Annotated in this window: 13 protein-coding genes; 11 read left to right on the top strand and 2 right to left on the bottom strand. The window is 71.4% G+C overall.

The window, feature by feature from the left end:
- Positions 1-23 precede the first annotated feature (23 nt).
- The 10 genes from BM236_RS01965 (at position 24) to ettA (ending at position 10,624) form a co-directional block, all read left to right on the top strand.
- Entirely contained in the window at positions 24-1,166 is a 1,143-nt protein-coding gene (locus BM236_RS01965) for a PrsW family intramembrane metalloprotease (protein ID WP_091119540.1), read from the top strand.
- Positions 1,163-2,914, top strand: a complete 1,752-nt coding sequence (locus tag BM236_RS01960; protein WP_245750081.1) for a dynamin family protein — start codon at positions 1,163-1,165, stop codon at positions 2,912-2,914. Before BM236_RS01965 ends, BM236_RS01960 begins: the two co-directional genes overlap by 4 nt.
- 9 nt (positions 2,915-2,923) lie before the next feature.
- Entirely contained in the window at positions 2,924-4,585 is a 1,662-nt protein-coding gene (locus BM236_RS01955; RefSeq protein WP_091119538.1) for a YfjP family GTPase, read from the top strand.
- Positions 4,586-4,756: 171 nt separating this feature from the next.
- Positions 4,757-5,167 (top strand): rhodanese-like domain-containing protein, encoded by a 411-nt coding sequence (locus tag BM236_RS01950; RefSeq protein ID WP_091119536.1) that lies wholly within the window; start codon positions 4,757-4,759, stop codon positions 5,165-5,167.
- The gene (locus tag BM236_RS01945; protein ID WP_091119534.1) at positions 5,164-5,991 is read left to right on the top strand and encodes an ABC transporter ATP-binding protein; all 828 of its coding nucleotides are present in this window, start codon (positions 5,164-5,166) and stop codon (positions 5,989-5,991) included. Before BM236_RS01950 ends, BM236_RS01945 begins: the two co-directional genes overlap by 4 nt.
- On the top strand, positions 5,988-6,632 hold the full coding sequence (locus BM236_RS01940) for an ABC transporter permease (protein WP_091119532.1): 645 nt from the start codon (positions 5,988-5,990) through the stop codon (positions 6,630-6,632). Before BM236_RS01945 ends, BM236_RS01940 begins: the two co-directional genes overlap by 4 nt.
- Complete coding sequence (locus BM236_RS01935) at positions 6,629-7,276, top strand: ABC transporter permease (protein WP_091119530.1); 648 nt, start codon at positions 6,629-6,631, stop codon at positions 7,274-7,276. Before BM236_RS01940 ends, BM236_RS01935 begins: the two co-directional genes overlap by 4 nt.
- A 40-nt stretch (positions 7,277-7,316) precedes the next feature.
- Entirely contained in the window at positions 7,317-8,243 is a 927-nt protein-coding gene (locus BM236_RS01930) for an ABC transporter substrate-binding protein (protein ID WP_091119528.1), read from the top strand.
- A 184-nt stretch (positions 8,244-8,427) separates the two neighbouring features.
- Entirely contained in the window at positions 8,428-8,865 is a 438-nt protein-coding gene (locus BM236_RS01925; protein WP_091119525.1) for a single-stranded DNA-binding protein, read from the top strand.
- A 76-nt stretch (positions 8,866-8,941) separates the two neighbouring features.
- On the top strand, positions 8,942-10,624 hold the full coding sequence (ettA, locus tag BM236_RS01920; protein ID WP_091119523.1) for an energy-dependent translational throttle protein EttA: 1,683 nt from the start codon (positions 8,942-8,944) through the stop codon (positions 10,622-10,624).
- A gap of 144 nt (positions 10,625-10,768) precedes the next feature.
- Here the strand turns inward: ettA and BM236_RS01915 are convergent, their stop codons facing one another.
- Positions 10,769-11,263, bottom strand: a complete 495-nt coding sequence (locus tag BM236_RS01915; protein ID WP_091119520.1) for a MarR family winged helix-turn-helix transcriptional regulator — start codon at positions 11,261-11,263, stop codon at positions 10,769-10,771.
- A 22-nt stretch (positions 11,264-11,285) separates the two neighbouring features.
- Positions 11,286-12,509, bottom strand: a complete 1,224-nt coding sequence (locus BM236_RS01910) for an acetyl-CoA C-acetyltransferase (RefSeq protein ID WP_091119517.1) — start codon at positions 12,507-12,509, stop codon at positions 11,286-11,288.
- A 92-nt stretch (positions 12,510-12,601) separates the two neighbouring features.
- On the opposite strand from BM236_RS01910, the gene BM236_RS01905 reads away from it, so the two are divergent.
- The gene (locus BM236_RS01905) at positions 12,602-13,459 is read left to right on the top strand and encodes an acyl-CoA thioesterase (protein ID WP_091119516.1); all 858 of its coding nucleotides are present in this window, start codon (positions 12,602-12,604) and stop codon (positions 13,457-13,459) included.
- Positions 13,460-13,461 lie beyond the last annotated feature (2 nt).

Raw genomic sequence — 13,461 nt, 5'->3', positions numbered from 1 at the left:
GTCGCGCCGATAGGGTGGCCCCCATGGGGGCAGGTACGCGGCTGACGCGGCGCAGACGGGCGAGCGGCACGGTCTTCACCGTCGTCGTGTCGATCGTCGTCGTGCTGGCGGCGCTGCCGATGCTGCTCCTGATCGCCTTCTCCGGCGCGCCCACGACGCTGCTGATCGCGACGCTGCTCGCCGCGCTGCCGGTCGTCCCGCTCGTCGCCGGCTACCTCTGGCTCGACCGCTACGAGCCCGAGCCGCACGGGCTGCTCGCCCTGGGGCTGCTCTGGGGCGCCTTCGTCGCCTGCTTCGCCGCGGTCGTCCTCGAAGGTGTCGGGGGCGTCGTCACCGGCCTCACCGGTGACCTGTCCAGCGCGGTGCTCGCACCTGTGGTCGAGGAGGCCTGCAAGGGCGCCTTCCTGCTCGCGCTGCTGTGGTGGCGGCGCGACGAGCTCGACGGCATCCTCGACGGCATCGTCTATGCCGGCATGGTGGGGATCGGCTTCGCCTTCACCGAGAACATCCTCTATCTCGCCGCCGCCTACGACGGCACCGACGGCATCGGCCCGGGCGGCCTCGACGCGCTCACCCGCACGTTCGTGGTCCGCTGCCTGGCCAGCCCCTTCGCCCACCCGCTCTTCACGGCCTTCACCGGGGTCGGCATCGGCATCGCGGTCGGCGCCCGCTCGGGCGCCCTGCGACTGCTCGCCCCGCTGGGCGGGTACGCGTGTGCAGTGGTGACGCACGCGCTCTGGAACTCCTCGACGGTCTACGGCCTCGGGGGCTTCGTGCTGGTCTACGTCGTGCTGATCATCCCCGTCCTCTGTGCCATCGGGGCGCTCGCCCTGTGGGCCCGCTCCTCCGAGCGGAGGATGCTCGCCCGGTCGCTGGGCGACGCCGCCGCCCGCGGGCTGCTGCCCGCGACCGACATCGGCTGGGTCGTCGACCTGGCCGCCCGCCGCCGCAGCCGCGCCTACGCCCGGGCCGTGGGCGGCGCTGCCGCGGAGCGGGCGATGCGCGACTACCAGCAGGCCGCCATCGAGCTCGGCTACCTCCACTACCGCTACCTGCGCGGAACACCGCCGCCGAACTTCGCCGCGCGGGGGCAGGAGTACGTCGCCCGAATCGGTAGGGTCAGGCCGACCATCGCATTTCCCGGACAGGTGGTACCCACGCGATGACGACTCACGAAGCACCCGGTGGCTCCGACGTCGGGACGGAGACCACCCGGATGGTGACCGCACTGGTGCGGCTGCGCCAGGCGCTCACCGATGTCGCACTTCCGCTCGACCTCCCCGGGGCGGCCGAGCAGCGCGTCAGCCAGACCGAGCTGGTCGCCCAGCTCGAGGACTACGTCATCCCCCGCATCACGACGATCGAGGCGCCCCTCCTCGCCGTGGTCGGCGGCTCCACCGGCGCGGGCAAGTCGACGCTGGTCAACTCCCTGGTCGGCTCACGCGTGACGACCCCCGGCCTCCTCCGGCCGACCACCCGGTCGCCCGTGCTCGTGCACAACCCCGCCGACGGGCAGTGGTTCGGCCAGGACCGGCTGCTGCCCGACCTCGAGCGGGTGTCCCACTCCACCAACGACCCGCACGCGCTGCAGCTCGTCGCGTCCGAGAGCGTCCCCGCCGGCCTGGCGATCCTCGATGCGCCCGACGTCGACTCGGTCGAGGAGCAGAACCGGCTCCTCGCCGCCCAGCTGCTCGCCGCCGCGGACCTCTGGATCTTCGTCACCTCCGCCGCGCGGTACGCCGACCAGGTGCCGTGGGGCTTCCTACGCTCCGCCGCGGAGCGGTCCACGGCGGTCGCCATCGTGCTCGACCGCACGCCGGCGGACGCCGTCCAGACCGTGGCGACGCACCTGGCCCGGATGCTCGCCTCGCGCGGGCTCAAGGACAGCCCGCTGTTCATCGTGCACGAGGGCAAGGTCTCCGACGAGGGCCTGCTCCCGGCCGAGCACGTCGCCGAGGTCCGCGGCTGGCTGGAGATGCTCGCCGCCGACACCGGCGCCCGCCAGGCGGTCGTCCGGCAGACCCTCGAGGGTGCGGTGCGCACGGTGTCGCGCCGGGCCCACCCGGTCGCCGACGCCTCAGTCGCGCAGGCCGAGGCGGTGGCCCGGCTGCGACGCGACGCCGAGACGGCGTACGACCGGGGACTGCAGGCCATCCTCGCCGCGACCGCCGACGGCACCATGCTGCGCGGCGAGGTGCTCGCCCGTTGGCAGGAGTTCGTCGGCACCGGTGAGCTGCTGCGCTCGCTGGAGTCGAAGGTCAGCAAGCTGCGCGACCGGCTCGTGAGCGCCGTCAAGGGCAAGCCCCAGCAGGCCGAGCAGGTCCAGGTGGCCGTCGAGTCCGGCCTGGAGCTGCTCATCCTCGAGCACGCCGAGGCGGCCGCCGAGCACGCCGAGGCGTCCTGGCTTCAGCTCGAGGCGGGCCGCGGCCTGCTCCAGTCCTCGCCCACCGACCTCGGCCGGGCCTCCCGGGACCTGCGCCGCAAGGCCGAGCGGGCCGTGCGCGACTGGCAGCAGGACGTCCTGGACATGGTGCGCACCGAGGGCGCCGACAAGAAGTCCACTGCACGGTTCCTCGCCTTCGGCGTCAACGGGCTCTCCGTCGCGCTGATGGTGGTCGTCTTCGCCAACACCGCCGGCCTGACCGGCGCCGAGGTGGGCATCGCGGGCGGCTCCGCAGTCGTCGGGCAGAAGCTGCTCGAGGCGGTCTTCGGCGACCAGGCGGTGCGCACGCTCTCCGAGCGCGCCCGCAAGTCGCTCGAGGTGCGGGTGCGGACGCTCTTCGCCGACGAGCAGGTGCGCTACCTCGACGTCATCGACAACCTGCGCGTGGACCCGGAGGCGGCCGAGAAGCTGCGCCAGGCCGCGCGCCGCGTCGACGATGCCAGGTACGCGACCCGGATCGGGCAGCAATAGGGTGAGGTCATGACCTCGCTGCTCAAGAGCTCCAAGACGGCCATGGTCTCCTCGGGTGCGGACCGGTCGGGCATCGTCGAGCGGATCGACGGGCTCGCTGCTGCGGTGGACGCCGCGGGCGGCCGGCTCAGCGACGAGGTCGTCGGCGAGGCGCAGGCCGTCGTCGAGCGGGCCCAGGGACGACTCAAGCTCTCCGCCGACCACACCGTCGTCGGCATCGCCGGCGCCACCGGCTCGGGCAAGTCCTCGACGTTCAACGCGCTGACCGGCCTCGAGCTCTCGGCGGTCGGGGTACGACGCCCGACGACCTCGTGGGCGACCGCGTGCGTCTGGGGCACCCAGGGCGCCCGGGAGCTGCTGGAGTGGCTCGGGATCCCCGATCGCCACCAGACCACCCGCGACTCGATGCTCGACACCCGCCGCGAGGGGCACGATCTCGACGGCGTCGTACTCCTCGACCTGCCGGACCACGACTCCACCGAGGTGGCCCACCACCTCGAGGTCGACCGCCTCGTCGTGCTCGTCGACATGCTGGTGTGGGTCCTGGACCCGCAGAAGTACGCCGACGCGGCGATCCACGACCGCTACCTCGAGCCGCTCAAGACCCACGACGAGGTGATGGTCGTCGTGCTCAACCACATCGACACGGTCCCCGAGGAGCGGCGGGAGTCGATGGTCGCCGACGTGCGCCGGCTGCTCGATCTCGACGGACTGCAGAAGGTCCCGATCATCCCCGTCAGCGCCAAGCTGGGCTGGGGCGTCCAGGAGCTCAAGGCGGAGATCGGCCGACGCGTCGCCGAGAAGAAGGCGACCCGAGGCCGGCTCGAGGCCGACATCAGGACGGTCGCGGGCAAGGTCGCGGCCGAGTCCGGCTCGGCGAAGGCCCGCTCCCTCGCTCCTGCCCGGGTCGAGGCGCTCGACGACGCGATCGCCGAGGCGGCGGGCGTCCCGACCATCGTGGACGCGGTCGAGCGCGCCACCCGGATGCGGGCCAACCGGGCGACCGGCTGGCCGCTCGTGTCGTGGGTCTCCTCGCTGAAGCCGGACCCGCTCAAGCGCCTCCACCTCGACCTCGGCTCGGCGGGCAAAGAGCTCACGGGTCGCTCCCGGACGTCGGTCCCCACGGCCACCGCCGTGCAGCGCGCTCGTGTCGACAGCGAGGTGCGCGCGCTCGCCGACGACGCGTCGACCGGTCTCGGTGACGCGTGGCAGGAGTCGATCCGGCAGGCGTCGGTCTCCCGGATCGACGACCTCAACGACCGCCTCGACGCCGCGCTCGGCGACACCGACCTCGGCGCCTCGAGGCTCCCCGTCTGGGCGGGTCTCGTCCGCGTCCTCCAGTGGCTGCTCATCCTCGCCGCCGTCGGCGGAGGCGTCTGGTCCCTCGCGGCCCTGCTGTCCGGTGGCCTCGACGACGACTCGATCCCCCACGTCGCCGGCATCGCGCTGCCGCTCGTCCTGCTCATCGGGGGAGTGGCGCTCGGCGTCGTCCTGGCGCTGGTCTGTCGCTTCCTCGTCGCTGCCACCGCCCGCTCCCGGGCCGCCAGGGCCGACCAGCGGCTGCGCAGCGCCGTCTCCGAGGTTTCCCAGGAGCTGGTCGTCACCCCGGTCCAAGCGGAGCTGGCGGCGTACTCCGAGGTCCGCACCGGGCTCGACCGCGCTCTGGCGTAGCCCAGGGCGTCCGGGAGTGGCGCCACGCCGCGGCGGCGTGCACGTTTACTCCCCGCCGCTCAACCTCATGCACTACTAGGATGTCGACGCAGACCGGCTGGTGCGACGTGCATCCAGCTGGACCGACGACCCCGAGGCGCCGGCTCCGGCGCGTGAGGAGCGTGCGGCATCGTGACGTTCTCGAGTGTCGACGAGCTGCTGGAGGCGGCCCGCGACGGGCTGCCCCGGCTGACTCCGCAGCAGGCGGCCGACGCGGTCCAGGGCGGTGACCTCATCGTCGACATCCGGCCGGAGTGGCAGCGCCGCGAGCTCGGGGAGATCCCCGGCTCGCTGATCATCGAGTACAACCACCTGCTCTGGCGGCTGGACCCGACGTCTACCGCCCGGGTTCCCCAGGCGGACACCCGGCGCCGCTGGATCGTCGCGTGCACCGAGGGCTACACCTCCTCGCTCGCCGCGCGTGCGCTGCTCTCCCTCGGTCTCGACGCCGCGGACGTCGAGGGCGGGATCGTCGCGTGGCAGGAGGCGGGCCTGCCGGTCGTGCCGGGGCCCACCCCGATCGAGCAGATGGTCCGCGGGTGATCGAGTACCGATCGGTCGGCAAGACCTACGACGACGGGTCGCCGGCCGTGGACGACTTCAGCCTCGTCATCCCCTCGCACTCGACCACCGTGCTCGTCGGCTCGTCCGGCTGCGGCAAGACGACCTTGCTGCGCATGGTCAACCGCATGGTCGACCCGACCCACGGCCAGGTGCTGATCGACGACGTCGACATCGCCACCCGCGGACCCGTCGAGCTGCGTCGCAGCATCGGCTACGTCATGCAGCAGGCCGGCCTGCTGCCGCACCGCAGGATCGTCGACAACGTCGCGACGCCGCTGCGCCTGGCCGGCGTGCCTCGACGCGAGGCCCGGGAGCGCGCGATGGACGCGCTGGCCAAGGTCGGCCTCGGCGCCGACCTGGCCGACAAGTACCCCCGCCAGCTCTCCGGCGGCCAGCAGCAGCGCGCCGGCGTCGCCCGCGGCCTGGTCGCGGACCCGAACATCCTGCTGATGGACGAGCCGTTCGGCGCGGTGGACCCGATCGTGCGCGCCGACCTCCAGCGCCAGCTGCAGACGCTCCAGCACGAGCTCGGCAAGACGATCCTCTTCGTCACCCACGACATCGAGGAGGCCTTCCTCCTCGGCGATCAGGTCGTCATCCTCAGGAAGGGCGGCGTGGTGGCGCAGGCCGGTTCGCCGGCCGAGATCCTGGCCGCGCCGGCCGACGACTTCGTGCGCAGCTTCGTCGGCCTCGACAAGGGCCGCCGCCGGCTGCGCATCGCGGAGCTCGACGGCCAGCGGGTCGTGGTGGACGAGCACGGGCGCCCGGCCGGCGTACTCGATCCCACGCTGGACCGGACATGACCTGGGCCCGAGCCAACTCCGACCGGCTCGTCGACCTGATGCTGCAGCACCTGTGGCTCAGCGTCGTGCCGGTCGTGGTCGGCTTCCTGCTGGCCCTGCCGATCGGCTGGTGGGCGAGCCGGTTCGCCCGGCCGCGCGCGGTGCTGCTCGCTGCCGGCGGGATCCTCTACACGCTGCCGTCGCTGCCCCTGCTGGTGATCATCCCGGGGCTCATCGGCACCAGCTTCCTCGACCCGATCAACGTCGCGATCGTCCTGACCCTCTACGCCCTCGCCCTCTTCGTCCGGATCGTGGCGGACGCGTTCGCGCAGGTGTCCGCCGAGGTGCTCGACTCCGCGACCGCCAGCGGCTACTCGTGGTGGCAGCGGTTCGGCGGCGTCGAGCTGCCGCTGGCCGGCCCGGTGCTGCTGGCGGGCGTCCGGGTCGCCTCGGTCAGCACCGTCAGCCTCGTCACGGTCGGTGCGCTGGTCGGGGTGAGCAACCTCGGCTCGCTGTTCACCGAGGGCTTCCAGCGCGACTTCCGCACCGAGATCACCGTCGGCATCGTGCTCGTCGTGATCCTGGCGCTCGTCCTCGACGCGGTCTGGGTGCTGCTGGGGCGGCTGCTGATGCCGTGGACCCGGCTGAGAGGCGCCGGATGAGCGTCTTCAGCGAAGCCTTCGACTGGCTGTCCACCTCGACGAACTGGCACGGCCCGGACGGCGTGCCGCACCGCGTCCTCGAGCACCTGGGCTACACCGCCCTCACCGTCGTGATCGCCTCCGCCATCGCGATCCCTCTCGGCCTGTGGATCGGGCACACCGGCCGGCTCCGCGGCCTCGCGATCGCGGTCACCGGGGCGCTGCGGGCGCTGCCGACGCTCGGCCTGCTCACCCTCGTCGTGCTCTGGCGCGGCATCGGGCTCACCCCGCCGATCGCCGCGCTCGTCGTGCTCGCCATCCCCCCGCTGCTCGCCGGGGCGTACGCCGGGGTGGAGTCGGTCGACCGGCGGACCGTCGACGCCGCGCGCGGCATCGGCATGACCGAGTGGCAGGTCCTCACGCGTGTCGAGGTGCCGCTCAGCCTGTCGCTGCTCCTGGGCGGGCTGCGCTCGGCGGTCCTGCAGGTGGTGGCGACCGCGACCGTCGCGGCCTATATCGGGCTCGGGGGCCTGGGTCGCTACCTGCTCGACGGCATCGCGGTCCGGGACTATCCGCAGATGCTCGGTGGTTCACTCGTCGTCGTCGTACTCGCTCTGCTCCTCGATGGTGCGTTCGCCCTGCTCCAACGGCTCTCGCCCACCTGACCTGCTGACCCTGACCCCACACCGAGAAAAGAGAACGACCATGAAGCTCAACCGCACGCTCGGCGTCCTGTCCGCGGCTGCGCTGGCCCTCAGCCTCGCGGCCTGCGGCGGCGACCCGACCGACACGAGCTCCGGCTCGGACTCGGGCTCGACGTCCTCGTCGAAGTCGATCGTGGTCGGCTCCGCGGCCTTCGGCGAGAGCGAGATCCTCGCCGAGGTCTACGCCCAGGCGCTGAAGGCCAAGGGCGTCGACGCCTCCACCAAGCTCGACATCGGGGCGCGCGAGGCCTACATCGGCGCCATCAAGGACGGCACCATCGACCTGATCCCCGAGTACACCGGCAACCTGCTCCTCTACTTCGACCAGAACGCGACCGCGACGGCGCCGGCAGATGTCGAGAGCGCGCTGCAGGGAGCACTCCCCGACGGCCTGGCGGTGCTCGACCCGGCGCCGGGCGAGGACAAGGACTCGCTCAACGTGACGTCGGAGTTCGCGCAGAAGAACGGCGTGGCCTCGATCGCCGACCTGGCCAAGATCAAGGGGCTGAAGGTCGCCGCCAACCCGGAGTTCAAGACCCGGGCCTACGGGCTTCCCGGCATGGACAAGATCTACGGGATCAAGGACGTCTCCTTCACCGCGATCAGCGACGGCGGCGGACCGGCCACGCTGAAGGCCCTCACCAGCGGTCAGGTGGACGTGGCCGACATCTATTCGACGACCCCGTCGATCACGCAGAACAAGCTCGTGACGCTCGAGGACCCGAAGAACCTCATCGCCGCCCAGAACGTCGTCCCGCTGATCCGCGACGACGCCCAGAGCGACGAGGTGAAGTCGACGCTGGCCGCCGTCTCGGAGAAGCTGACGACCGACGCGCTGCTGGAGCTCAACACGGCGTTCGCGGCCGACTCCAAGCCGACCGCCGCCGACGTGGCCAAGGACTGGCTGCAGAAGAACGGTCTGGTCTGACCCTCCACTGATCCGGTCCGCCGGACCACATCAGTCCCACAGCGGGCCGCTCTGTCTCCACAGGGCGGCCCGCAGCGGTCTTCTCCACAGCCGGCTGACCGGGCACGGGGGAGTGTCGGCCGCTCCGCGCAGGGTCGGGTCGAGCGGACCCGCCGGGGTCCGCACCCGATCCGAGGAGAAGACCATGAACGACACCCAGATCACCGTGCAGGGCTTCGTCGGCGCCACGCCGGGCCTCAAGAAGGCCGGCGACACCGAGGTGGCGACCTTCCGGCTCGCCAGCACGCCGCGCTACCTCAACCGCCGGACCAACGAGTGGGTCGACGCCCCCACGCAGTGGTACACGGTCAACGCCTGGCGCGGCCTGGCGCGCAACGTCGCCGAGTCGTTGCTGAAGGGCGACGGCGTCACGGTCGTGGGCCGGCTCAACGTCACCACATGGACCGCCCAGGACGGCACGGAGCGCACGACGCTGGAGATCGATGCGACCTCGGTCGGCCACGACCTGCGCCACGGCACCACCCGTCTGTCCCGCAACGAGAAGCCGGCCGACCGCCCGGAGGCGCCTCCCGTCGCCGGTCCGGAGGCGCCCGCGGTCGGCGGAGCAGAGGCGGCCGCCTGAGCCGGGCGTCGATCGGGGTCGCAACCGGCGACCCCGATCGGGCCGCGCGGCGGTTCCGCCACTAGGCTTGTGACCCATGGCGGAATACATCCTCTCCCTGCGCAACGTCCGCAAGGCTCACGGTGACAAGGTCGTCCTCGACAACGTGACCCTGTCGTTCCTGCACGGGGCGAAGATCGGCGTCGTCGGCCCCAACGGCATGGGCAAGTCCTCCCTGCTCAAGCTCATGGCCGGGCTCGACCACCCCAACAACGGCGACGTGGTCCGCGACCCCGACGCCACCGTCGGGATGCTCCAGCAGGAGCCGCCGCTGACCGAGGGCCGGACCGTGCTCGAGAACGTCGAGGAGGCGGTCGCGGAGATCAAGGGCAAGCTCGACCGCTACAACGAGATCTCCGAGCTCATGGCGGACCCCGACGCCGACTTCGACAAGCTCCTCGCCGAGATGGGTGACCTGCAGACCGACCTCGACCACGCCAACGCCTGGGACCTCGACTCCCGGCTCGAGCAGGCCATGGACGCACTGCGCTGCCCGCCGCCGGAGGCGCTCGTCGACAACCTCTCCGGTGGTGAGCGTCGCCGCGTCGCGCTGTGCAAGCTCCTCCTCCAGCAGCCCGACCTGCTCCTGCTCGACGAGCCCACCAACCACCTCGACGCCGAGTCGGTCCAGTGGCTCGAGGGACACCTCAAGTCCTACCCCGGCGCCGTCCTGGCCGTCACCCACGACCGCTACTTCCTCGACAACGTCGCCCAGTGGATCGCCGAGGTCGACCGCGGCTCGATCCACGGCTACGAGGGCAACTACTCGACCTACCTCGAGACCAAGAAGGAGCGCCTCAAGGTCGAGGGCGCCAAGGACGCCAAGCGCGCCAAGATGCTCGAGAAGGAACTGGAGTGGGTCCGCTCCAACGCCAAGGCCCGACAGACCAAGTCCAAGTCGCGGCTGGCCCGCTACGAGGAGCTCGCCGCCGAGGCCGACAAGGCCCGCAAGATCGACGCGGCCGACATCAACATCCCGCCGGGCCCGCGCCTCGGTGACGTTGTCCTCGAGGCGCGCGACCTCACCAAGGGCTTCGAGGACCGGACGCTGTGGGACGACATCAGCTTCACGCTGCCGCGCGCCGGCATCGTCGGCGTCGTGGGCCCCAACGGCGTCGGCAAGACCACGCTGTTCCGGATGATCACCGGCGGCGAGACCCCCGACTCCGGTGAGCTCCGGGTCGGCCAGACGGTCAAGATCTCCTACGTCGACCAGAGTCGCGGCGGCATCGACCCGAACAAGAACGTCTGGGAGGTCGTCTCCGACGGCCTGGACTTCATCAAGGTCGCCAACTTCGAGATGAACAGCCGCGCCTACGTCGCGTCGTTCGGCTTCAAGGGTCCCGACCAGCAGAAGAAGGCCGGCGTCCTCTCCGGTGGTGAGCGCAACAGGCTCAACCTGGCGCTCACGCTCAAGCAGGGCGGCAACATGCTGCTCCTCGACGAGCCGACCAACGACCTCGACGTCGAGACGCTCTCCTCGCTCGAGGACGCGCTGCTCGACTTCCCGGGCTGTGCCGTGGTCACCTCCCACGACCGCTGGTTCCTCGACCGGATCGCCACCCACATCCTCGCCTGGGAGGGCACCGAGGAGAACGAGGGCGAGTGGTTCTGGTTCGAGGGCAACTTCGCGTCCTACGAGGAGAACAAGATCGAGCGCCTCGGCCTCGAGGCCGCCCGGCCGCACCGCGTCACCCACCGCCGGCTGACCCGCGACTGACCGCGCCGGCCGGAGGCCGATGATGGAGACAGATGACTGGGGCGGCCCTGACGCCGGTCGGAGGGCGCCCCACCCATCTGTTCTCTCGGCCCACAGTCGGTGGGGCAGCAGCGACCCAACCCGACGTCGCTCCCGAGGCGGCCGTCAGGACGCCGGCGGCTCGCGCATCTCGATGGCCGGGTGGCAGCCGACCAGGTAGTCCGACACCGCGTTGAAGACCTGGCCGACCGCGGCGAAGTCCTCGCGCGCGACCAGGTCGACGAGGTACTCGCGGACGCCGGTGACGTGGAAGGGCGCGGCGGTGCGCAGCAGGTCCATGCCCTTGTCGGTCAGGATCGCGACCTTGCCGCGCCCGTCCTCCGCGGAGTCGGCCCGCTCGACGAGGCCGGCGTGCTCCATCCGCGTGATGGTGTGGGTGGTCCGCGACCGGCTGTGCGCCATGGCGTCGGCCAGCTGCGCCATCCGCAGCCGGCCGTCGTTCTCGGAGAGCCGGACGAGGATCTCGTACTCGGGCAGCGACAGGTCGAAGAGCCGGCGCAGGTCGGCGTCGAGCCGGTCGCGCAGCAGCGTCATCCCCATGAGCAGCGCTCGCCACGACCGTTGCTCGTCCTCGTCGAGCCAGCGCGTCTGCTCAGTCACAGGTCGATTCTTCCAGACCCTCTCAGAGTCGCTCGAGGATGAGGGCCATGCCCATGCCGCCGCCGACGCACATGGTGATCAGCCCGGTGGTCTTGTCGTGCCACTCGAGGCTGTTGAGCATCGTGTTCTGCAGCCGCGCGCCGGTCATGCCGAAGGGGTGGCCGACCGCGATCGCGCCGCCGTTGACGTTGAGCCGGTCGATGTCGACGCCGAGATCCTGGTAGGACGGCACGACCTGTGCAGCGAACGCCTCGTTGATCTCGACGAGGTCGATGTCCCCGATCGACATGCCGGCTCCTGCCAGCGCCCGCTTGGACGCCTCGACGGGGCCGAGGCCCATGATCTCGGGGGAGAGGCCGGAGACGCCGGTGGACACGATCCGGGCCAGCGGGGTGACCCCGAGCTCGGCGGCCTTGGTGTCGGACATGATCACCACGGCGGCGGCGCCGTCGTTGAGCGGGCAGCAGTTGCCGGCGGTGACGACGCCGTCCTCGCGGAAGACGGGCTTGAGGCTGGCGATGGCGTCGTAGGTGACCCCGGCGCGCGGGCCGTCGTCGCCGGTGACCACGGTGCCGTCGGGGGTGGTGACCGGCGTGATCTCGCGGGCCCAGAAGCCGTCGGCGATCGCCTTCTCCGCGAGGTTCTGGGAGCGGACGGCGAACTCGTCGAGCTCGCGACGGTCCAGGCCGCGCAGGGTCGCGACGTTCTCGGCGGTCTGGCCCATGGCGATGTAGATGTCGGGCAGCAGACCGTCCTCGCGGGGGTCGTGCCAGGCGCCGGCCGCGCTGCCGGCCTCGGCAGTGGCCTTCGTCCGCGCGAGGGCGTCGTCGAACAGCGGGTTGCGGGTGTCGGGGAGGTGGTCGGAGGTGCCCTTGGCGAACCGGGAGACCGTCTCCACCCCCGCGGAGATGAAGACGTCGCCCTCGCCGGCCTTGATGGAGTGGAAGGCCATCCGTGTGGTCTGCACCGAGGAGGAGCAGTAGCGCGTGATCGTCGTGCCCGGCACCTGGTCCCAGCCGTTGAGGACGCTCACGACCCGGCCCATGTTATTGCCCGACTCACCACCCGGCAGGCCGCAGCCCAGCAGCAGGTCGTCGATGGTGTTGGGGTCGAGCCCGGGCACCTTCTCGACGGCGGCCCTCACGATGAAGGCGGCCAGGTCGTCGGGCCGGAAGTCCTTCAGGGACCCCTTGTTGGCCCGGCCGATCGGCGTACGGGTGGCAGAGACGATGACGGCCTCGGGCATGACGGGACTCCCTGATTACTCGTGGGTAATGACGCCCTAGCAGCCTACCGGGCCTCGCTGCACACGATACGAGGGGATGAAAGACTCGCGACGTGCGCCATCTCTACGAGTGCCCGATGCGCTGGGCCGACCTGGACATGCTCGGTCACGTCAACAACGTCACCTACGTCGACTACCTCCAGGAGGCGCGCGTCGACATGCTGCGCGTCCACGCCCGCAGCCGGCAGACCGACAACCTCGCCGAGGGCGTCGTCGTGGCCAGCCATCAGGTGCACTACGTCGCGCCCTTGACCTTCGACTTCACGCCGGTCCTGGTCGAGGTCTGGGCGACGGAGGTGCGGGCGGCCAGCTTCACCCTCGCCTACGAGGTGTTCCGGGAGGTCGCCGGACAGCGCACCGTCTACCTGCGCGCCACGAGCGTGCTCGCGCCGTACGTCTTCGCCACCGAGCGGCCGCGCCGGCTCACTGCCGAGGAGCGGGCCTCCCTCGAGCCCTACCTCGAGCCGTCCGGGACGCCGAAGGTGTCGTTCGGCGAGCCGCGCCATACCGAGGTGGGCCACTACCCACTGCACGTGCGCTTCTCCGACGTCGACGCCTACGGGCACGTCAACAACGTGAAGTACTTCGAGTACTTCCAGGAGGCGCGGCTCGCCTGCGTGACCGCCCTGAGCCGGCAGGCGGGGGTCGACGCGTTCCCGTCGATGGTGGTCGCCCAGGCCGACGTGGTCTACAGCCGTCCGATCCTGTTCCGGCCCGAGCCCTACGACGTCAACACCTGGGTCGCCCGTGTCGGCCGGACGTCACTGGTGATGGAGTCGGAGCTGCTCGCCGAGGGTCAGGTGCTCTCGCGGGCGCGCTACGCGATGGTCTTCTTCGACCGGGCCACCGAGCGCAGCGTCGAGCCGCCGGCCGACGTCCGCGCGATGCTGGCCGCGACTGCGGCGGGCTGAGC

It is taken from the genome of Nocardioides terrae (assembly GCF_900112345.1).
GTDB classification, from domain to species: Bacteria; Actinomycetota; Actinomycetes; order Propionibacteriales; family Nocardioidaceae; genus Nocardioides; species Nocardioides terrae.
This window is presented reverse-complemented; position numbering and strand designations above follow the sequence as displayed.